Origin of the sequence: Bradyrhizobium australafricanum (assembly GCF_020329495.1) — a bacterium.
Classification (GTDB): Bacteria; Pseudomonadota; Alphaproteobacteria; order Rhizobiales; family Xanthobacteraceae; genus Bradyrhizobium; species Bradyrhizobium australafricanum.
In genome coordinates, this window is the sequence record NZ_JAGKJL010000016.1 from 94,264 (window position 1) to 113,031 (window position 18,768).

Sequence of the window (18,768 nt, forward strand, 5' to 3'; positions counted from 1 at the left end):
ATTCGCGGAGGCGCCCCCTCACCCGGATCGCATCTGAAGATGCGATCCGACCTCTCCCCGCACGCGGGGCGAGGTGAAGAGCGTCGGCCCCCTTACGCCCACTCGCCCTTGCGGAACACCGGCACGCTGCGGCCGTCGGCGTGGATGCCGTCGATGTCGGTGTGGGCGGAGCCGATCATCCAGTCGATATGGATCAGGCTCTTGTTGCCGCCCTGCTCGGCGATCTGCTGCGGCGTCAGCTTGTCGCCATTAACGAAGCATTTCGAGTAGCACTGGCCGAGCGCGATGTGTGAGGCGGCGTTCTCGTCGAACAGCGTGTTGAAGAACAGCAGCCCGCTCTTCGAAATCGGCGAGGAGTGCGGCACCAGCGCGACCTCGCCGAGGCGGCGCGCGCCCTCGTCGGTGTCGAGCACCTTCTTCAGCACTTCCTCGCCGCGCGAGGCCTTGGCCTCGACGATGCGGCCTTCCTCGAACTTGACCGAGATATTGTCGATCAGCGTGCCCTGATAGGACAATGGCTTGGAGCTGACGACGTGGCCGCTGACGCGGCGGCAGTGCGGGGTGGTGAAGACTTCCTCGGTCGGGATGTTGGCATTGCAGACGATGCCGTTCTTGGCGGTCGACGCTCCGCCCTCCCATTCATGACCGTCGGCTAGGCCGATCGTGAGGTCCATGCCGGGTCCGGAATATTTCAGCGCGTGGAAGCGCTGGCCGTTCAGCCATTCGGTGCGCTCGCGGAGCTTCGCATTGTGCTGTGCCCAGGCGGCGACGGCGCCGTCCTGATCGACGCGGGAGGCGGAGAAGATCGCATCCGCAAGCCTGGCCACCGCGACGTCCTCGGCATCGTCGGGGAACACCTGCTTGGCCCAGGACGTGCTGGGATAAGCGATGATGTTCCAGTTGGTGTCGAAATTGACGATCTTCTCCAGTGCCGGCTGGTAGGCGATCGAATTGGCCTTGCTGGCGCGCGCCACCTTGACCGGGTCTTCGCCCGACAGCAGCATCGGATTGTCGCCGACGATCGCAAGCCGCGCGGTGTTGGCGCCGAACGCCTTCGCCATGCCCTCATAGAGCCAGCTTGCGGCGCGATCGAAACTCGCATCGTTGGCGTAACGGTAGCGCGCCAGCGTGAGCTCTTCGTCCGAGAAGAACGGGGTCACGAGACCAGCACCGGCCTTGTAGGCATGCTCCACCACCCGCCGCACCAGCGGCATCGCTCCGGCGGGCGCCGTGAGCAGCAGATCCTGCCCCGGCTGCAGCTGCAGGCCGACCTTGATCGCGACTTCGGCGAGCCGGTCGAGCTTCACGGGATCGATCGATGCGGAAAGGTTGCGTTGATGTGCGGTCATGAAGCGCCGTGTCGTTTGAGGAACCCTCGGGATTCGTAGTCCAATTCGATCCGCATCCGCAAGGTTCCTGGCCGGCGCGCTCGATCACGCGACGGCGAGCAATTGCTCCGAATTTTACCGTTTCACCGAGGCCAGCACCCGGTCGACCATCTCAGGCGCGAGGCCGAGATAGTTTTTCGGCGCGGTGAGGCGGTCGATCGTCGCCCGATCGATCCGGCTGGCGACGCGATCATCCGCCGCCAGTGCCTCGGCCAGCGTCAGGCCCTTGTCGTTGGCGAGGCGACAGGCGTCATAAACCACGTCATGTGCTTCCTGCCGGCCGATCGCGGGCGCGAGGCCCATCATCACGGCTTCGGCCACGATCAGCCCGCGGCTGATGTCGAGATTGTCGGCCATCCGCTGCTCGTCGACGATCAGACCGCCGAGCGCAAACCTCGCCTGGTGCAACGCGCCCGCGGTCAGCACGAAGCTTTCCGGGATCGCCATCCATTCGGCGTGCCACGGACCGGTGGCGCGCTCGAAATCCTGCACCATCGCATCCAGCATCAGGCCGGCATGCTGGCGCACCGCCTTGGCGGCGGCGAGCATCAGCTCCGACGAGATCGGGTTGCGCTTCTGCGGCATGGTCGAGGACGCGCCGCGCCCCTTCACGAACGGCTCGTAGACCTCGGCGAACTCGGTCGACGCCATGATCATGATGTCGAGCGCGATCTTGCCGAGCGTTCCCGTGACCAGCGCGAGGAAAGTCACCGCTTCCGCCAGACCGTCGCGGGCGACATGCCAGGTCGAGACGGGCACGCCGAGGCCGAGTTCCTCGCACAGCGCCTGCTGAACCTCGAAACCCTTGTCGCCGAGCGAGGCCAGCGTGCCGGCGGCGCCGGCGAACTGGCCGACCAGCACGCGCGGCTTCAGCTCCACGAGCCGCGCGGCGTGGCGATCGAACGCGGCGAGCCAGATCGCGGTCTTGTAGCCGAACGTCACCGGCAGCGCCTGCTGCAGATGGGTGCGACCGGCCATCGGCGTGTCGCGGTACTTTTTCGAGAGATCGGCCAGGATGCCGCGCAGCGCAGCGATGTCGTCCTCGATGATCTTCAATCCATCGCGCAGTTGCAGCACGACGGCGGTGTCCATAACGTCCTGCGTGGTCGCGCCCCAATGGACGTAGCGGCCGGCCTCGCCGCACTGCTTCGCCATCTGATGCACCAGCGGCAGGATCGGGTAACCGACGACGTCGGTCTCCTGCCGCAGCAGATCGAAATCGAGCGCGGCAACATCGGTCCGTTTTGCGATCTCCGCGGCGGCTTCAGCAGGAATCACGCCGCAGCGCGCTTCGGCCTTTGCCAGCGCGACCTCGACCTCGGCATAGCGCTCGATCAGCCGCAGGTCGGAAAACACCTCGCGCATCTCGCGCGTGCCGAAGGCATCGCGAAACAATACGGAATCGAGCACGGTGGTCGAGGTCGGGAAGGCGGACATGGGCAGATCCTGTTGCCGGTCGCAGACGGCAACGTCCCTATCACGGCGCCGGCCTGTGCCCTACCCCTCCGGGGACACCTCGCCGAACACCTCGGCAGCGATCTTGCTGGTCTCGATCGCGGCCGGAATGCCGCAATACATCGCGACCAGCAGCAGCACGTCCTGCACCTGCGCGGCGGTGCACCCATTGGCCAGCGCGCCCTTGGCATGCACGCGGAACTCGGCCGGCTTGCTGCTCGCCGCGGTGATGCCGAGCATCACGAGGCTGCGGATCTGGTCGGACAGCCCGCTGCGCTCCCAGACGTCGCCGTAGACATAGGCATTGATGATGTTTTGCAGCGGCGTGCCGAAATCGCCCGCAGCCGCCATCCGCTTGGCGACATCGCCCTCGCCGAACATCTTCTGGCGCCGGCGCAGTCCGCGCGCATGGAGATCGCTGATGTCCACCATCGTCGTCGGGCTCCCCTGAATGGGCCATTTATACGGATAAATATGGTACACCTCAACATTGCAGCAGGCCTGGCGCTTGCCTTTCTGACGTATTTGTCCGTATAAATTTGCAAAAGCAGACACGGGAGGGGACCGGGATGAAGTTACGGCTGGGGCTGCTCGTCGTCCTGCTTGCGACGCTTCCGGTCCTGCCGGCTTTCGCCGCCGACGATTTCCCGCAACGGCCGCTCAAGATCATCGTGCCATTCCCGGCCGGCGCCGGTCCCGACAATGTCGCGCGGCTGGTCGGTCAGCATCTGCAGGACGCGTTCGGCCAGACCGTGCTGATCGAGAACCGCGCCGGCGCGCTCGGCAGCATTGGCGCCCAGGAGGTCGCCCGCAGCGCGCCCGACGGCTACACGCTGTTGATGGGCACCAACACCACCCATGCCAGCAACGTCGCGACGCTGAAGAGCCTGCCCTACGACCCGGTGAAGGACTTTGCGCCGGTCATCCGCACCACCACGACGGCGATGGTGCTGCTGGTCAATCCGAAGCTCGCGGCCAGGGACCTGCCGCAGTTCCTCAGCTACGCCAAGGCCAATCCCAACCTGACCGCGGGCTACGGTTCCGGCGCATCGCAGATCTCGATCGCCCAGCTGCAATCGCGCGGCGGCCTGTCGCTGGTCGCGGCGTCGTATCGCGGCGTCCCGCAGGCGATGACCGACGTGATGGCGGGGGTGATCGATCTCACCTTCGGCGACTTCTCGGTCGCGATCCCGCAGATGCAGGGCGGCACCTTGCGCGGCATCGCCGTGACGTCGGCGACCCGCAACGAGCTGACGCCCGGCCTGCCCGCGCTCGCCGAAGCGATGCCGGGCTTCGAGGCCACGATCTGGTACGGCCTGTTCGCGCCCGCCGGCACGCCGGAACCCGTGGTCAGCAAGCTCTACGCCGAGTGTGCGAAGTACCTCGCGATGCCGGAGACGAGGAAGAAGCTCGCCGATGTCGGCGTGATGGTGGCGCCGCTCGCGCCCGCCGAGTTCGGCGCCTTCGTCAGGAGCGAGGTCGTGCGCTGGTCGGCGGAGGTCAAGGCGGCCGGCATCCAGCCGCAATAAAGCGAGGCGGCGTCGCATCATGGCTTGCGAGACACCTGTCGGCATGATTGGCCTCGGGCTGATGGGATCGGCGCTCTCCGCGCGGCTGATCGACGCCGGCATCGGGGTGATCGGCTTCGACATCGACGCGGCGAAGACCGATGGCCTGAGAGCCAGCGGCGCCGAGTTCGCGGCGTTTGCCGCCGACGTGGCAGCGCGCTGCCGGACCATCGTCATCGCGGTGTATGACGCGGCCCAGGTCAGGACGCTGCTGCCGGACCTCGCCAACGCGACGCCGCCGCCGCGCGTCATCTGCACCACCACCTGCGCGCCGGGTGAGATCGTGGCAATCGCCGAATTCGCCTCCCGCTCGCGCCTCGCCTTCATCGAAGCGCCGATCTCGGGCACCAGTGCCGAGGTCCGGGCGGGCACGGCCACCGCGCTGGTCGCCGGCGATGCCGACATCATCGACGCCGCCGCGACGACGCTCGATATTCTCTGCCCGCAGCGGGTCAATGTCGGCGCGATCGGCAATGCCAGCCGCACCAAGCTCGCCATCAACCTGATCCTGCAGAACAACCGCGCCGCGCTGGCCGAGGGCATCGCCTTTGCCGAAAGCCTCGGCCTCGACGGCGCGGCGTTCCTTGCGACCGCGCGGCAATCGGCGGCATATTCCAAGGTGATGGACAGCAAGGGGCCGAAGATGCTGGCGCGGGATTTCTCGCCGCAATCGCATATCGCGCAGACCTTGAAGGATGCCGAACTGATCCTGCAGGAGGCCGGTCGGCACGGCCTGCCCTTGCCGCTGACCTCGGTGCAGGCCGAACTGCTGCGCGCGGCGATCGCGCTGCAAGGGCCGGACAGCGACAGCGCCGCGGTCATCGAGGCGATCCGGGCCGGCCGCCACGGTGAGGGACAGTCATGATCAACTGTGCGATCGCGGGCCTCGGTCGATGGGGCCGCGCACTGGTCGGAGCCGCGCGCAACGAGCCGCGGCTCAGGATCGTCCGCGCGGTGGAACCCGACGCCAACGGCGCCGCCGGCTTTTGCGAGGCGCACGGCCTCTCCGTCACAGCAAGCCTGGACGATGTCCTCGCCGACCCTCGCATCGATGCCGTGCTGCTGGCGACGCCGCATTCGCTGCACAAGGGCCAGGTGATCGCGGCAGCCGGCGCCGGTAAGCAGGTGTTTTGCGAGAAGCCGCTGGCGCTTCGGCGCGCCGCTGCCGCAGAGATGTTCGCCGCCTGCCGCAGCGCCGGCGTGGTGCTCGCGGTCGGGCATAACCGCCGGTTCTGGCCGTCGATGCAGGCGCTGCGCACGATCACAGCCAGCGGCGAGCTCGGGACCATCCTGCATGTCGAGGGCCACAACAGCAACGAGAACTCGCAGGCCATCACGCAGGGCTGGCGGCTGTCGCCCGAGGAATCACCGGGCGGCGGGCTGACCGGCGCGGGGCTGCATGTGCTCGACGGCTTCGTCAGCCTGCTTGGTCCCGCGCGCCAGGTCTATGCCCGGTTGAGTGCGCGCGAGGCGGGACCGCCGCCGCTCGACACTGCAACCTTGGCGATTGAATTTGTGAATGGCGTGAGCGCAACCCTTGCGACAATTCGCGCAACACCGTTCTATTGGCGCGTGCATGTGTTCGGAACGAAGGGATCCGCCGAGGTGCTCGACGAACAGACGATGGTGCTGCGGAAATCCGGCGAGGCGCCTGCGACGACGCGCTATCCGGCAATCGACACCCTCACCGCGGAACTATCGGCCTTTGCCGACGCCGTCGAAGGCAAGCAGACGTTCCCGGTGATCGAGGCAGACGTGCTGGCGACGCTCGCCGCGTTCGAGGCCGCGCTGCAGTCGATGCAATCGGGACATCCGATCGTCTGCCATACGGCATACCAGTGATCCGCCATGTCTGAACAACCGGACCGAGCGCGATCGTCCCGCTACCGCGACATCGCCACCGGACTGCAGAAGGACATCCGGCTCGGCACCTACGCGGTCGGCAATCTGCTGCCGACCGAGACCGAGCTGATGGCGAGCTATCAGGCCAGCCGGCAGACCGTGCGCGAGGCGCTGCGCATCCTGATCGACCAGGGCCTGATCGTGCGCCGCGCCGGCCTCGGCTCGGTGGTGATCGCATCCGAGCCGCCGGTGCTGTTTACCCACAGCGTCAAGTCGCTCGGCGAGTGGCTGCGTTATTCCAACGAAACCTACCGCGAGGTCGTTGCGAGCAGCGACATCGTCGCCGACCGCAAGCTGGCCGGGCTCTTGAAATGCGAGCCCGGCAAGAGCTGGTTCCTGATCGAGGCGGTGCGCCGCTCCGACCAGTTCGCAGCCCCGCTCGGCTGGGCCGAGATCTACGTGCTGCGCAGGTTCGCCGATGTCGTGACCCGGCCCGACCACGGCCGCACCCCGGTGCATGAGCAGATTGCCAGGATGTACGGCCAGGTCACCGAGCGCGCGCAGATGGAAATCTTCGTGCGGGGCATGCCGGCGCCGATCGCCAGAGCGCTCGGCGTCAAGACCGGCTCGCCGGCGCTCACCGTGGTACGCCGCTACTACGGCCAGCGCGAGGAACTGTTCGAGGTCACCATCACCACGCACCCCGAGGGGCGCTACACCTACACGATGGATATGCAGCGCTCGCTGCGGCCGAAGCTCTAGCGCACCCGGGCCAGATGGGTGCTGGCAGAGGTGTGTGCCGTCTGCGGGGTGCCGCTCACGCCCCAGATCGCGACCGCAATCAGCGCGGCCGCCCAGACATATGGCACAGCATTCAACTTCTTCATTTCCGGGATCATCCCCAACGTCTCAGCAGGACCGACTGACCTTGCGACCCAGGTTGTGAATCTCACCACCGCGGTCCTCAGCGTCTCACCAGGCAGCCGTCCTTCACAACGCTACTAAGGTTAGACCTTGTCGGTTTCAGGAGTGCGAATCCGGAAATGATTTCGTCGGAACCGGGCTCTCTCATCCGAATTGATGAGACCGTAGGCCGAAGGGGTTCGGCTCCATTCGAGGCAACACTTAAGAGAATTTTCTGCCCAAATTTGAGTCAGACGCACAACAAACCTTCCAAAGATGCGCCCACTGAATTCTTTTTGATTGTCGCCCCGACTCCCGCCGTGCGATCAGGGCCTGTGACACTGTGATGACAAGGGCTTCTCCCGTGACTGCCGAACCGGCCAAACCGCAAGGCGACTCCCGTCGCCGCTCCAAGGAAACCCAGGACGAGGTGGCGCGGTCGCTGGAACGGGAATTGAAGCTGCTGACGGAAGAGCGCCAGGAGCGCGCGCTCCGGTTCGGCCTCGACATTGTGGGCAAGACGCCGAAGGTGGACCAATAAGGTCGCCGCCGCGCTGAGAGCCTCGGGCGCATAGTTTCCTTAGCATTGTCGATTCGCGCGGCCGTCTGCCATGGCCGGTGTGCGTGTTGGCGTACGCCGGTCGTGATTTCCTGCGGCCATGCCGGCGAGGTCGCTGCGCGGGCACGACGCCTTCTGCACTATTGCAACGACCAGCCCCAGCTACAACGTCCGCCGCGCCGTATGGGTCCCGGCCTTCGCCGGGACGACGCGAAGGAAGCCGAGCTTCACGTGCCCGAAATGGACAGGGACGCGGCCCGCGCTCGAGCTATTGCGCGCCCGGCGCTTCAGCGTCGGCCTTAACGTCGCGGCCGAAGCGATCCTTGCCGCTGAGCCGGGCCTTGCCGCCGTCGAATGACAGCAGCCATCGGCGGTCGGTATCGCCGCCGACCAGACGCAGGTCGATCGCGAATGTCTGGTTGTCCTGCCACGTCCCCTTCAGCGCCATCACGCCGAGCGCCGTTGGCTGACCGAGACGGTAGGCACCGTCGAGCCCGATCGGTCCTGCCAGTATCGTCACCGGCCTCGCCGAATCCGGCGTCGCCGTTTCGAGTTCGTAGTGCGCGGGCTGATCCGTCAGATGCAGCGTCAGTGCCCGCAAATTGAAGCCATTGGCCGGGAAGCGCCAGGTCTTGCCGGAGATGGCGGCGGCCGTCTCGGGCACGGCACCAACCGTCGACAGCTTCTCGGTTGCGATATCGCGCAGCGCGCCCGCGAGCTGATTGCCGCCGACGGAGTTCACCGGCAGCGCCGTGTCGGATTTGACCGCGCCCGAAATCTCGTCGGCCATTCTGCCGAACGAGCAATAGTCGCGCGCGGTCACGACCGTGACGATGTCGAGCGCGGGAAACAGCATGACGAGCTGACAGCGGTCGCCGACCGCCATGACAACCTGCCGCTGCGGCATCACCCAGAAGAAATTGGCGTAGCGCAACGATGAGTCGAACGAGGCGTGCATCTCCGTCGTCGCATGCCTGATGCGGTCGACCCAGCCGGTCGGCAGCAAGCGCTGCCCGTCCCATTCACCGTCATGCAGATAGAGCAGACCGATCCTGGCCGCGTCGCGCGGCGCGAGCTGAAGCCCGCCGCCGCCCTGCGTCAGTCCGGGACCGATGCTGTGCCAGTACGGCGCGGCTATCCCGAGCGGGCGAAACAGTTTCGTCACCGCATAGTCCCGCGCGCTCATGCCGGTGAGCTTGTTGATGATCGCGGCCAACAGCTGCGCATTGCCGGTGTTGTAATCAAACGCCTCGCCCGGCGCCTTCGCCATCGGGCGGTCGAGGATGAACTGAATCGCATCAGGGCTGCGACCCCACTCGATCAGCGAGTCCGGCCGACCACCCTCGACGCCTTCGGTCCAGGCCATTCCCGAGGTCATGTCCAGCATGGACTGGACCGTGATCGCCCGCTTGCGGTCGTCGAGATTGGCGATGGTGCGATCGCTGAAGAAGTCCACCATGCGATGGTCGAGGCTGTCGAGCACGCCATCCCTGAGCAGCATCGCGACCAGCGTGCCGGTCACCGCCTTGGTGACGGAATTGAACAGATGCGGGATCTCCGGCGTGTAGGGCGCATAGTAGGCGTCGAGCACGATCCGGCCGTGCCGCGCGATCAGGAGGCTATCGAGACTGTGGGCCGCGCCATCCTTGACGAGCCGCGCCAGCGCGGCGGAATCCATCCCCTGCTCTTCCGGCGTCGAGGTCTGCCACTGCCAGTTCTGCCGCACCGGCTCGGCGGCGCCTTGCGCCCGGGCTGCGCCCGACAAAGCCGAAGCTGCAAGCACGAGCCCTGCAAGCATCGGCAGCGCCAAACGTTGAACTTGCATCGGCGTCTCAATGCGACACGGCGGAGAGCCGCACCATCCGCGATCCCTCGCATGCTTGTCAATCGTCGCCGCGACCGCGCCAATCGGGACAGCGGCAAGCCGTCTAGCGCTGCCGCTGCGCGAGATAGAATCCGGCCAACACGGCGGCCAACCCGGCCGCCTGCAGCGTGGTCGGTGGCTCGCCGATCAGGAGCCATCCCAACAGCAGGGTCAGCACCGGCACGGTCGCAGGAAATACGGCTGCGCGGGCAACGCCCAGGCGCTGGATCGACACCGCGAACAAATACATCGCCGCGGGCCCGGCCAGGATCCCCTGGGCGATGGCCTGCAGCGCGTTTTCAGGCAGGCCGATGGAAGCATCGCGAGCGAGCCCACCCGAGGCGGCATACAGCGGAAACAGCGAGAGCGACAGCACGCTGATGACGCTGGCGACGGAGAACGCCGAGACACGCCAGTAGCGCACCAGCGTGGCGAAGCCCGCGAACATCAATCCGGTCGCAACGAAGATCAAATCGCCGATCACGGCGCTCGGCCCCATATGGCCGATCGACTCGCTGCCGATCACGGCAAGGCCGACGACGATGACGACAGCGCCGGCTGCGCGCGAGAGCGAGACCGTTTCCTTCAGCAAGACGACCGCGAGAAACAATCCACCCAGCGTCGCGCAGGACGGCTGGATCACGCTGCCATGCCCCAGCGGCACGAACATGAAGCCGGCATAGCTGATCAGCGACATCACCGGCCCGCCGAGCAGCATCAGCGCCATGCCGCGCCCCCAGCCGATGCCGCAGAGATCGCGGAGGCCGGCGCGCACAACGAGCGGCAGGAAGACGATGCCCGACCACAGGAAGCGATGCATCAGCAGGTCGACGGGTGTGAAACCGACCCTCAGGCCGTGTCGGGTCGCCACGAAGCCGAGCGCCCAGCACAGCGCCGCACCGAGGCCGCAGGCGACCCCGAGCAGGATGGCTTTCGTATCCGGAAGGGGTGCGGCCTTGGCGCCGGCCGTGCGTTCGCTCATCGCGAACGACTACGTTAGTGCCGGAAGCGGATCAACCCATCGATACGCACGGCTGGTTGGCGCAAGCCAGCCAGGGTCCGCTTGGATCAAGCTTTGACGTCATTCCGCGCTGCCGCAATGTCCGTTTGCCGCAAAGTGCGAGCTCGAGGGCCGGTTCACCCTAAGGGAAGCTGGCCTTTCACAGACAAGACGTGGGACCTACTTCCGCGGCTCGACCACCGTCTTTGTCGATCCGTCCGGCGCTCCCTGCATTCCCGGCGGGCTTTGGCCTTGCGGGCTTTCCGGCGGCGCACCGCCTGATTTTGTTTCTAGCGGCCCGGTCCAACCTTGTGGCTGCAACTGACCTTTTTCTTCCGGTGCCGAGCGCCCGGTTGCCGTGTTCACGTCCTTGTTGGGATCGGCCTGGGCTAGCGCGAATCCACACGACAACGCCCAGCCAATCGTCGTCATCAGAATGATCCTCATTCCGGCCTCCCTTGGCTAATCGTACCAAACCGGCTGGACCGGCTTCGGTTCCGTTTGCCGAAGGAGGCGATCAAAATCGGCGTCAAACGATACCCGCTATGGGTCCAGCAGCGGACGTTCGGATGTGGAGCATCAATCTTAAGCCGCGGGCGAGCCGCTGCGTTGAGGAAACAGCCGAGGTGCGCCCTCAGGAAGTAACCCGTAAGCCTGGAGCACGCCGTAGACGAGCGCTGCTAGAATGATGAAACCGACGATGCGATTGAGTTTGAACACCTCGAAGCTCTTCGTTGCCAAACGCGATATTGGCTGAGATGCACCACTCACAGCAAGAGCGTTGAAGTCGCGAAGATCAACGTGGCTTTGTGCAAATGGGCCACTAACCTAAACAAGGCCTTCAGAGATCAGGCCGCGCTGTAACCGCCGTCGACCACGTGCGATGCGCCGGTCATGAACGACGCCTTGTCCGAGCACATCCAGACCACGGCTTCGGCGATTTCCTCGGGCACGCCCAGGCGACGGACCGGCACCTTGGCGATGATCTCGTCGTAGCGTTCATCCATCGTCTCCTTGGTCATCGGCGTCTTGATGTATCCGGGATTGACGCAATTCACGCGGATGCCGTCCTGGGCATATTCGATCGCGGCGGACTTGGTCAGCCCGACGACACCGTGCTTGGTCGCGACATAGTGGCCCGACGTCGCGAGGCCGACCAGGCCTGCAATCGAGGCCGTGTTGACGATGGCGCCGCCACCGCCCTGCTTGAGCATTTGCGCGACCTCGTATTTCAGGCACAGGAACACGCCCATCAGGTTCACCGAGAACATCTTCGCGACCGAGGACTGGCTGAGTTCATGAATGCGCTGGCCGGGCGGGCCGACGGAGCGCCCGGCAACGCCGGCATTGTTGAACGCACAATCGATGCGCCCGAACGCCGAAACCGTGCGGGCCACCATGTTCGCGACCTCGGCCTCGTTGGTGACGTCGCCCTGGATCGCGATCGACTGGCCGCCGGCGGCATTGATCAGCGCGACCGTCTCCTCGATGCCGTCCTTCGAGAGGTCCGATACCGCCACGCGCGCGCCTTCACGCGCCATGGCAATTGCCGTCGCCCGGCCGATGCCGGAGCCGCCGCCCGTCACCAATGCGGTCTTGCCGTCCAGAATGCCTGCCATGAGAAACTCCTCGAGCGCGATGAGAGTGCGATGAAATTGGGCTGAATCATTAATGCGCATGAGCTCTTTGTTTGAGCATGTTCTTGTCGGAAAATCGCTTCGCACTTTTCCGGATCATGCTCTAGCGCTTGCCTTCGATTGCGATCTCGACGAGGTACGGCCGCTGCGCCGCGACAGCCTTTGCGACGGCACCGGCAATGTCGTCGGCCTTCTCGACCCTGACCGCCTCGACGCCCATGCCGGCCGCGAGATGCACGAAGTCGAGCGCGGGGCCGGTGATGTCCATGTTCTGATAGGGATGCTGGGTGCCGGCTTCGAAGTTCTGGCGCCAGACGTCCACATTGTGCTTGAGGATGCGGTACTCGCGGTTGGCCAGCACCACGAACACGATCGCAAGCCTGTGGTGCGCGGCGGTCCACAGCGCCTGGATCGCGTACATCGCCGAACCGTCGCCGGAGATCGCGACCACCGGACGATCCGGCATCGCGACCTTGACGCCGATCGCCCCGGCGAGGCCCTGGCCGATGCCGCCGCCGCGGCCGCCGAAATAATCGCCGAAGCCGCGATAGTCGAAGGCGCGCGCGAGATCGAGGCTCGCCGTGATGCTTTCATCGACGATGACGACATCATCGGGCAGGCCGCGACGAAGCTCCGCGGTGACACGCGGCATCGCGGTCGGCTGCCGGTCCCAGCTTTTCTCGACCCGCGCGCGATAGGCCTCCTTCTCCTTCGCCTGCAGTTCGGCCAGCGCGGCATTGCGGTTCTGCGCGGCCTGCCTGAAGTCGGCGCTGGCCTTTGCACGCACCGCTTCCGACAATGCACTGACGCTGACGGCGATGTCGCCGACGATGCCGGCATCGAGCCGGTTGTTGAGCGCGAGACGCTCGGCCGAGGCTTCGATCTGCAGCAGGGACGCACCGTCAGGGATGTGACCACCAGGCGCAAACCAGATGTCCTCAAAGAACGGACCGCCGATCAGCAGCACGAGATCGATATCGCCGAGCGCCTTGCGCACCTGCCTTGCGTCGCCCGGAAGCGACTGGCGATAGCTCGGATGGCTGGTCGGGAACGGCGCGTGATGGCGCAGCCCCTCGAACCACACGGTGGCGCCGATCGCTTCCGTGAGCGCCACCAGCGCCTGCTCGCCGCCCGATCGTGCCACGTCGTCGCCGGCGATGATGGCCGGCTTCTTCGACTTCAGAAGCAGCGCGACAAGCGCTTCGATGCCGGCCGGATCGGGGCGCGTCGAGCGCCACAAATTGTCCGGCGCCAGAGCATCGACCGCGGTCTCCTGTTCCATGACGTCGATCGGCAGCGACACGAACACCGGCCCCTGCGGCGCATCGGTCGCCACCTTGAACGCGCGGCGCATGATCGGCGCGATCTCGTCGGCGCGCTCGATCTGCACGCTCCACTTGGTCACCGGCGCCGCCATCGCGACGAGGTCATGGCCGAGCAGCGGATTCTTCAGCCGCATTCGCGTATCCTGCTGGCCGGCCGTCACGACCACGGGCGAACCCGCCTTCAGCGCGCCGTACAGCGAGCCGATGCCGTTTCCGAGGCCGGGAGCGACGTGCAGGTTCGCGACCGTGACACGCCCCGACGCCTGCGCGTAGAAGCTGGCGGCGCTGACCGCGACACCTTCATGCAGCGCCATGATGTATTCGAGTTGCGGAAATGCCGGCAGGCTGTCAAGCAGTGGCGTTTCGGTCGTGCCAGGATTGCCGAAGATATGACGCACGCCGTGCGACACGAACGATTCCATCAGCACACGACGCCCGCGCATTCGCTCCCTCTCGATTGTTCTGATCCGTCTTGCGCATCATCGGCCGGGGAGCGCCCCGTGGCAACCGTGCGAGACGGCCAGCATCCGCGCGCCCGGCTGCGTCTTCCGCATGGCTTCAAGGCGCGGCCGCGCCAGCGAGGCCGCGGCCCTGCCACTTCCGCGGCCGAACCAGCCAAAGAAAAGGGCCACCGTTTAGGTGGCCCTTTTGCTTATTTCTTGAGGTTGGCGGCAAACAGCTTTGCGGCTTCGGCCTTGGATTCCTGATCGGCCTTGGCGTCGTATCTGAGCGGCAGGTTGAACTTCTTGCCGAGCTCGGTGGCTTCGGGGTTGGTGAACGCGTGAACCGCGCCGGGATACTCGACGATGCGGTAATCGGCTTTCGCGGCGTCGAAATCCTTCTTCAGCGCATCATACTGCTCGCGCTTCACGAACGGGTCGTCCGCGCCGTTCAGGATCAGGATTTTCGCCTTGACGGTGCCCGGCGCCGGTGCGGGGGTGTTGAGACCGAGCGAGGCGTGGAAGCCCGCGACGGCGGCAAGATCGGCGCCAGTGCGCGCCATGTTCAGCACCACCGCGCCGCCGAAGCAGTAACCGACGGCGCCGATCCGCTGCGGATTGACCGAGGCCTGCTTGGCGAGTTGCTCGCGCGCGGCATTGAAGCGCTGCTCCATCACCTTCGGGTTCTTCATCACCGAGCCCGAGAGCGCGCCGGCATCCTTCGGGTTGTCGGCAGTCCTGGTGTCGCCGTACATATCCGCGATGAAGGCCACGTAGCCCTGCTCCGCGAACTTCCGCGCCTCGTTATGGATATGCGGGGTGATGCCCCACCATTCGTGCACCATGACGATGCCGGGCCGCTTGGCCTGGGTCGCGTCGTCATAGACGACGAAGCCCTTCATCGTGGTCTCGCCATCGCTATAGGTGACCGGCTCTTCCTTGACCGCTGCGTGTGCGCTCGCAACCATCGCGATGGCGCAGAGTGCTCCCACTATGTTCGTTATGATCGTTCGCATGCTGACCTCCTGCGGGTTTGGCACGACGCGACATTGGCATACCAGCGAATCCCGCGCTAGGCTTGGAAAGCGGAGCCGCTTTGCTCGCAGGCTTGCGCATCATCTCCCGAGCGCGCGGGCGCCCGGCCCGAGGCCGAGCGCGCCGACATTTCTGTCGGTTGCTGATCTGTGACGATGTTGCGTCAAGGTCAGCGCGCCGCCGTTGCTGAGCTTGTCGCGCTATCGATGAACGCAACCGGCGTGCCCTTCGCGACACCGGCCGCGACGCGCTGCGCGTCCCAGTTGGTGAGCCGGACGCAGCCGTGGGACTCCGCCTTGGAGACCTTGCCGGGATCGGGCGTGCCGTGAATGCCATAGCCTTCACCCGAGAGGTTGATCCAGACCACACCGACCGGGTTGTTCGGACCGGGCCTGATCGTGAACGGCGTCTTCGATTTGACGCCCTTGAACGCGTATTTCGGATTGTAGTGATAGGTCGGGTTCTTGTTGATCGCCGTCACCTTCAGCGTTCCGCTCGGCGTCGGCTTCTCCGCGCTGCCGACCGTCGCAGGATAGAAGCCGAGCAGCTTGCCTGCTGCATCGAACGTGCTGAGCGCCTGCCGCGTCTTGTCGACCTCGGCGCGCGCGACCGGCGGCGGTTTTTCGGCGTTGACGACGTTGGCAACCGCAATGGTCTCGCCGGCCTTGTCGAACGTCTGTCCTGGATTGAGCGCCTGAAGCAGCGCCTCGCTCATGTGGAATTTCTCCGCGAGCGCTTCGCGCGGACTGATGTAACCCAGCGCCGGCAGGCTCTTCATGCTCTCCATCCTCGCGGGGATCCTCTTCGCGAACGGCCCCTTCACGTCCGCATCGACGATCGTGTAGCTGACGATCGCAGGCCCGTCGCTGGCGGCTGTGAGCCCGCTCCAGAGCTCCGGCGTCACCGTCTTGTCGAAGGACGATCCATTCGCCTCGGCAAACGCCCTGAGTGCCTTCTGCGCGTTGTCGCCCAGCTTGCCGTCGATCTCGCCGGGAGAAAAATGCGCGCGGTCGAGCAGGATCTCGAGCTTGGCAATGAAGGCGCTGAGCTGACGACGGTCCGGCAATTTTGCCGGCGGCGCGGCCACGTCGTTGATCGCGGCGGCATCAAGACCCGCGGCCACCGCCGGCGCGGCCGACACAAGCAAAAGTGCAATCGCAAAACGTGCAACGGAAAACGATCGGAACATCGTGCATCCCACCGTGATCATCTTCCGTAAAGCTACGGAAAGCGTCGAAGTTCCAATGCGAATAGCGGCCAAGTTCCGCGGCGGAACAGCTGATTTCGCGGCTTCGCCGCAATCGACCCGCTAAAAAGTCGCGATCCGAAGTGCATTTGCGCGCAACTCACATCACAATTCAGGTCTCTGGAAGCAAATGCGATTTGTCATCGCGGCGCTTGCCGCGTTTCTTGTCTTGATGCTCGACTTCGATCGGTCGCCCGGCTCGATCAATGCCTCAACCCAAGCTCCGACATTCTCGCGCGACCCGACATCCGACGCCGTTCCGTTTGCCGCACGCTTTATCGAAAGCGCTGATGCCAGCGAGGCACCCGCTGCGACGGACGCGGACAAGACGCCCGCGCCTGCGGCGCAGCCGAGCGATGCCGCGGCCGAGTCACAGCTGTCCGCGATCGACAAGTTCTGCCATAGCCTGAAGGACGCGGCGCAGGCGAGCGAAATCCCCGTTGCGTTCTTTGCGCGGCTGATCTGGCAGGAGAGCCGCTTTCGCTCGAACGAGATCAGCCATGCCGGTGCGCAGGGCGTTGCGCAGTTCATGCCGGAGACGGCGGCCGAAGTCGGGCTCGACGATCCCTTCGATCCGCTGCAGGCGTTGCCCGCATCCGCAAGACTGCTGCGCAAGCTGCGCGACGATTTCGGCAATCTCGGCCTGGCGGCGGCCGCCTACAATGCCGGCAGCGGCCGCGTCCAGAAATGGCTCGCCCGGCAGAGCGAGCTGCCGCGCGAGACCCGCGACTATGTCCGGATCATCACCGGCACCAAGGCGGAGGACTGGGTCGAGCATGCCGAGACGCTCGCCATCCGCGTCGACTTGCCGGGCGAAGCGCCGTGCGAAGGCATAGGCGGCCTCTCGAAGGCGAAGGATGTCGCCTTCGTCGCGGCGTCGCCGGCGTCCGCGGTGACGACGATCATCCGCAAGGCCGAGGCCGCGCGAGAGGCGGCAAGGTCGGTCGCCGGCCGCGCGCGCAAGCGGCTCGCGCTCGTGCTCAGAAAGAGCTCGCCGGGCGCGGCCCGGCTCGGCAAGGCGCGCCCGACCGTCGTCGCCGCCAAAACGAAATCCGGCAAGACCCGCGCCATTCACGTGGCCTCGCGGGTGCGCTCGTCGAGCTGAGGTCGCGTCACGACGCGTGCACTGCCGCAAGCGTGGGCCGGCGATATTTCCGCTCAGGAAACTGAGCGCACTGGTGTATGTTGCCGGTCGTTTTGAGATCGGTTTGCTTGCAATTTTCATTTCCCAGTGGGCGTTGTCATGACGTTGATCGATGGTTTGGGTTATCTGGCGTCGGCGCTTGTGTTGCTGACGTTCTGCATGAGTACGATGTTGAGCCTGCGCGCTGTCGCGATATTCAGCAATTTGGCATTCATCAGCTATGGATTGGGCGACCGGATCTACCCGGTGCTCATCCTGCATATCATTCTGCTGCCGCTGAACGTGGTGTTGCTGTTCCAGATGGTTCGGCTGCTTCGGAAAGCGAAGCGTGCTGCAGCGACGGACCTTTCTCCGAACTGGCTGCAGCCGTTCATGCAGCCGAAGCATCTCAAGGCGGGAGAAACGATCTTCAGGAAGGGCGACGACGCCGACCTGCTGTACATGGTCGTGTCCGGCGAGGTCAGGTTTCCCGAGATCGATCGCGGGGTCTCGGCGGGCGAACTGTTCGGCGAGATCGGGCTGTTTTCGCTCGAGCGCCGCCGCACGCAAACGGCTCAAGCCGCGACCGATGTGGAGCTGCTCTGGATCAGCGACGGCGCGCTGAGGAAGCTGTGCGAGCGCAACCCGGGACTGTCGCTGTATTTCCTGCGCTTGACGGCAACGAGGATGACGGAAAACGCGGCCCGCGCTATCGGGGTCGGCGCGGCGGCGCCCAATCCGGCGTAGTGCGCGCCGTCTCGCTTGCCGGCGCTACGGCGCGGACGACGCCGCAAGGCTCGGCAGCGGTGCAAACTGCATCTCTGCAACGGCCGAGCCGGCGTATGCACTGGCGATCAGGATCATGACTCGAATGGCGACGAACATGGTGCCTCCTCAGTCTTGTTGTTGGTCTTTCAATGCCAGAGACTCCTTTCCCGCCGGTGAGGAAAGCTGGTTGCCGCAACCTTGAAGGCATTGGTAAGCGGGCCGTTTACGCAAGCCCATTCATGAGTTGGGAACCGTATCGGCTGATCGGCCGCAGCGCTAAACGCGCGGTTCACCGTCACCGGGCATTGTTCGCCTCAATCAAGAAGGCGCAAGCACAATGCCGATTTTCAGGACGATCCTTGTTGTCGTATCGATTTTTCTTGCCGGTTTGTACGTCTACGACAGCTTCCGCAGTGATGGGCTCGCCATGCCGGTTTCGGTAAACGAAATCCTTGCACGGCGCTGGCCGGAACCGGACGCGTTTCATCCGACGGCGGCCCCGGTGTCCGCGGCCGCCGGCACCGTGACGCCGGCCGCGCGCGTTAGGGAAACGTTTGCGATGTTCATTCCCAAAGAAGCGCGACGCCATCCGATGCAGCGCAGCCTTTAGAGCAT

The 18,768-nt window shown here is 65.3% G+C and carries 19 protein-coding genes; 8 read left to right on the forward strand and 11 right to left on the reverse strand.

Going from position 1 to position 18,768, the window contains the following annotated elements; genetic code table 11:
* Positions 1-92 precede the first annotated feature (92 nt).
* The 3 genes from J6525_RS16565 to J6525_RS16575 all read right to left on the reverse strand — a co-directional run bounded on the left by J6525_RS16565 (position 93) and on the right by J6525_RS16575 (position 3,275).
* The gene (locus J6525_RS16565; RefSeq protein ID WP_225645441.1) at positions 93-1,349 is read right to left on the reverse strand and encodes an aminopeptidase; all 1,257 of its coding nucleotides are present in this window, start codon (positions 1,347-1,349) and stop codon (positions 93-95) included.
* 114 nt (positions 1,350-1,463) lie between these two features.
* The gene (locus J6525_RS16570; protein WP_225645442.1) at positions 1,464-2,825 is read right to left on the reverse strand and encodes a class-II fumarase/aspartase family protein; all 1,362 of its coding nucleotides are present in this window, start codon (positions 2,823-2,825) and stop codon (positions 1,464-1,466) included.
* 60 nt (positions 2,826-2,885) lie between these two features.
* Entirely contained in the window at positions 2,886-3,275 is a 390-nt protein-coding gene (locus J6525_RS16575) for a carboxymuconolactone decarboxylase family protein (RefSeq protein WP_092089709.1), read from the reverse strand.
* A gap of 137 nt (positions 3,276-3,412) precedes the next feature.
* On the opposite strand from J6525_RS16575, the gene J6525_RS16580 reads away from it, so the two are divergent.
* Genes J6525_RS16580 through J6525_RS16595 form a run of 4 tightly spaced genes read left to right on the forward strand, consistent with a single transcriptional unit; the run spans position 3,413 to position 7,015 of the window.
* Entirely contained in the window at positions 3,413-4,372 is a 960-nt protein-coding gene (locus J6525_RS16580; protein ID WP_225645443.1) for a Bug family tripartite tricarboxylate transporter substrate binding protein, read from the forward strand.
* A 19-nt stretch (positions 4,373-4,391) separates the two neighbouring features.
* Positions 4,392-5,276 carry an NAD(P)-dependent oxidoreductase gene (locus J6525_RS16585; RefSeq protein WP_225645444.1) on the forward strand — a complete coding sequence of 295 codons (885 nt, stop codon included), beginning with the start codon at positions 4,392-4,394 and terminating at the stop codon, positions 5,274-5,276.
* A complete protein-coding gene (locus J6525_RS16590; protein WP_225645445.1) occupies positions 5,273-6,253 on the forward strand; it encodes a Gfo/Idh/MocA family protein in 981 nt (326 codons plus the stop codon). Before J6525_RS16585 ends, J6525_RS16590 begins: the two co-directional genes overlap by 4 nt.
* 6 nt (positions 6,254-6,259) lie before the next feature.
* Entirely contained in the window at positions 6,260-7,015 is a 756-nt protein-coding gene (locus J6525_RS16595; RefSeq protein ID WP_028337580.1) for a GntR family transcriptional regulator, read from the forward strand.
* Here the strand turns inward: J6525_RS16595 and J6525_RS46945 are convergent.
* Positions 7,012-7,140 (reverse strand): hypothetical protein, encoded by a 129-nt coding sequence (locus J6525_RS46945; protein WP_016847287.1) that lies wholly within the window; start codon positions 7,138-7,140, stop codon positions 7,012-7,014. The genes J6525_RS16595 and J6525_RS46945 overlap by 4 nt on opposite strands.
* Before the next feature lie 380 nt (positions 7,141-7,520).
* Here J6525_RS46945 and J6525_RS16600 point away from each other — a divergent pair, with 380 nt between their 5' ends.
* Complete coding sequence (locus J6525_RS16600; RefSeq protein ID WP_225645446.1) at positions 7,521-7,697, forward strand: hypothetical protein; 177 nt, start codon at positions 7,521-7,523, stop codon at positions 7,695-7,697.
* 286 nt (positions 7,698-7,983) lie between these two features.
* Here J6525_RS16600 and J6525_RS16605 read toward each other — a convergent pair whose 3' ends face one another.
* The 7 genes from J6525_RS16605 to J6525_RS16635 form a co-directional block, all read right to left on the reverse strand.
* Positions 7,984-9,540: a serine hydrolase domain-containing protein gene (locus J6525_RS16605; RefSeq protein WP_225645447.1), complete on the reverse strand. Its 1,557-nt coding sequence runs from the start codon at positions 9,538-9,540 to the stop codon at positions 7,984-7,986.
* Between the two features lie 103 nt (positions 9,541-9,643).
* Positions 9,644-10,561 (reverse strand): DMT family transporter, encoded by a 918-nt coding sequence (locus J6525_RS16610; RefSeq protein WP_225645448.1) that lies wholly within the window; start codon positions 10,559-10,561, stop codon positions 9,644-9,646.
* A 198-nt stretch (positions 10,562-10,759) separates the two neighbouring features.
* Positions 10,760-11,026 carry a hypothetical protein gene (locus J6525_RS16615; protein ID WP_141340539.1) on the reverse strand — a complete coding sequence of 89 codons (267 nt, stop codon included), beginning with the start codon at positions 11,024-11,026 and terminating at the stop codon, positions 10,760-10,762.
* 401 nt (positions 11,027-11,427) lie between these two features.
* On the reverse strand, positions 11,428-12,198 hold the full coding sequence (locus J6525_RS16620) for an SDR family NAD(P)-dependent oxidoreductase (RefSeq protein ID WP_225645449.1): 771 nt from the start codon (positions 12,196-12,198) through the stop codon (positions 11,428-11,430).
* A gap of 121 nt (positions 12,199-12,319) precedes the next feature.
* Positions 12,320-13,984, reverse strand: coding sequence for a thiamine pyrophosphate-binding protein (locus J6525_RS16625; RefSeq protein WP_225645450.1), 1,665 nt, complete (start codon positions 13,982-13,984; stop codon positions 12,320-12,322).
* Between the two features lie 209 nt (positions 13,985-14,193).
* Positions 14,194-14,997, reverse strand: coding sequence for a dienelactone hydrolase family protein (locus tag J6525_RS16630; RefSeq protein WP_225645451.1), 804 nt, complete (start codon positions 14,995-14,997; stop codon positions 14,194-14,196).
* A 188-nt stretch (positions 14,998-15,185) separates the two neighbouring features.
* The gene (locus J6525_RS16635) at positions 15,186-16,205 is read right to left on the reverse strand and encodes a L,D-transpeptidase family protein (protein ID WP_225645452.1); all 1,020 of its coding nucleotides are present in this window, start codon (positions 16,203-16,205) and stop codon (positions 15,186-15,188) included.
* Between the two features lie 187 nt (positions 16,206-16,392).
* Here J6525_RS16635 and J6525_RS16640 point away from each other — a divergent pair, with 187 nt between their 5' ends.
* The 3 genes from J6525_RS16640 to J6525_RS16650 all read left to right on the forward strand — a co-directional run bounded on the left by J6525_RS16640 (position 16,393) and on the right by J6525_RS16650 (position 18,763).
* Positions 16,393-17,367 carry a lytic transglycosylase domain-containing protein gene (locus J6525_RS16640; RefSeq protein ID WP_225645453.1) on the forward strand — a complete coding sequence of 325 codons (975 nt, stop codon included), beginning with the start codon at positions 16,393-16,395 and terminating at the stop codon, positions 17,365-17,367.
* 180 nt (positions 17,368-17,547) lie between these two features.
* Positions 17,548-18,132, forward strand: a complete 585-nt coding sequence (locus J6525_RS16645; protein WP_225645454.1) for a Crp/Fnr family transcriptional regulator — start codon at positions 17,548-17,550, stop codon at positions 18,130-18,132.
* Positions 18,133-18,490: 358 nt separating this feature from the next.
* Positions 18,491-18,763: a hypothetical protein gene (locus J6525_RS16650; protein ID WP_225645455.1), complete on the forward strand. Its 273-nt coding sequence runs from the start codon at positions 18,491-18,493 to the stop codon at positions 18,761-18,763.
* Positions 18,764-18,768 lie beyond the last annotated feature (5 nt).

Coding starts and splice junctions, on each gene's coding strand:
- J6525_RS16565 (WP_225645441.1), bottom strand. CDS start 1,349: ATGACCGCACATCAACGCAACCTTTCCGCATCGATCGATCCCGTGAAG.
- J6525_RS16570 (WP_225645442.1), bottom strand. CDS start 2,825: ATGTCCGCCTTCCCGACCTCGACCACCGTGCTCGATTCCGTATTGTTT.
- J6525_RS16575 (WP_092089709.1), bottom strand. CDS start 3,275: ATGGTGGACATCAGCGATCTCCATGCGCGCGGACTGCGCCGGCGCCAG.
- J6525_RS16580 (WP_225645443.1), top strand. CDS start 3,413: ATGAAGTTACGGCTGGGGCTGCTCGTCGTCCTGCTTGCGACGCTTCCG.
- J6525_RS16585 (WP_225645444.1), top strand. CDS start 4,392: ATGGCTTGCGAGACACCTGTCGGCATGATTGGCCTCGGGCTGATGGGA.
- J6525_RS16590 (WP_225645445.1), top strand. CDS start 5,273: ATGATCAACTGTGCGATCGCGGGCCTCGGTCGATGGGGCCGCGCACTG.
- J6525_RS16595 (WP_028337580.1), top strand. CDS start 6,260: ATGTCTGAACAACCGGACCGAGCGCGATCGTCCCGCTACCGCGACATC.
- J6525_RS46945 (WP_016847287.1), bottom strand. CDS start 7,140: ATGAAGAAGTTGAATGCTGTGCCATATGTCTGGGCGGCCGCGCTGATT.
- J6525_RS16605 (WP_225645447.1), bottom strand. CDS start 9,540: ATGCAAGTTCAACGTTTGGCGCTGCCGATGCTTGCAGGGCTCGTGCTT.
- J6525_RS16610 (WP_225645448.1), bottom strand. CDS start 10,561: ATGAGCGAACGCACGGCCGGCGCCAAGGCCGCACCCCTTCCGGATACG.
- J6525_RS16615 (WP_141340539.1), bottom strand. CDS start 11,026: ATGAGGATCATTCTGATGACGACGATTGGCTGGGCGTTGTCGTGTGGA.
- J6525_RS16620 (WP_225645449.1), bottom strand. CDS start 12,198: ATGGCAGGCATTCTGGACGGCAAGACCGCATTGGTGACGGGCGGCGGC.
- J6525_RS16625 (WP_225645450.1), bottom strand. CDS start 13,984: ATGCGCGGGCGTCGTGTGCTGATGGAATCGTTCGTGTCGCACGGCGTG.
- J6525_RS16630 (WP_225645451.1), bottom strand. CDS start 14,997: ATGCGAACGATCATAACGAACATAGTGGGAGCACTCTGCGCCATCGCG.
- J6525_RS16635 (WP_225645452.1), bottom strand. CDS start 16,205: ATGTTCCGATCGTTTTCCGTTGCACGTTTTGCGATTGCACTTTTGCTT.
- J6525_RS16640 (WP_225645453.1), top strand. CDS start 16,393: ATGCGATTTGTCATCGCGGCGCTTGCCGCGTTTCTTGTCTTGATGCTC.
- J6525_RS16650 (WP_225645455.1), top strand. CDS start 18,491: ATGCCGATTTTCAGGACGATCCTTGTTGTCGTATCGATTTTTCTTGCC.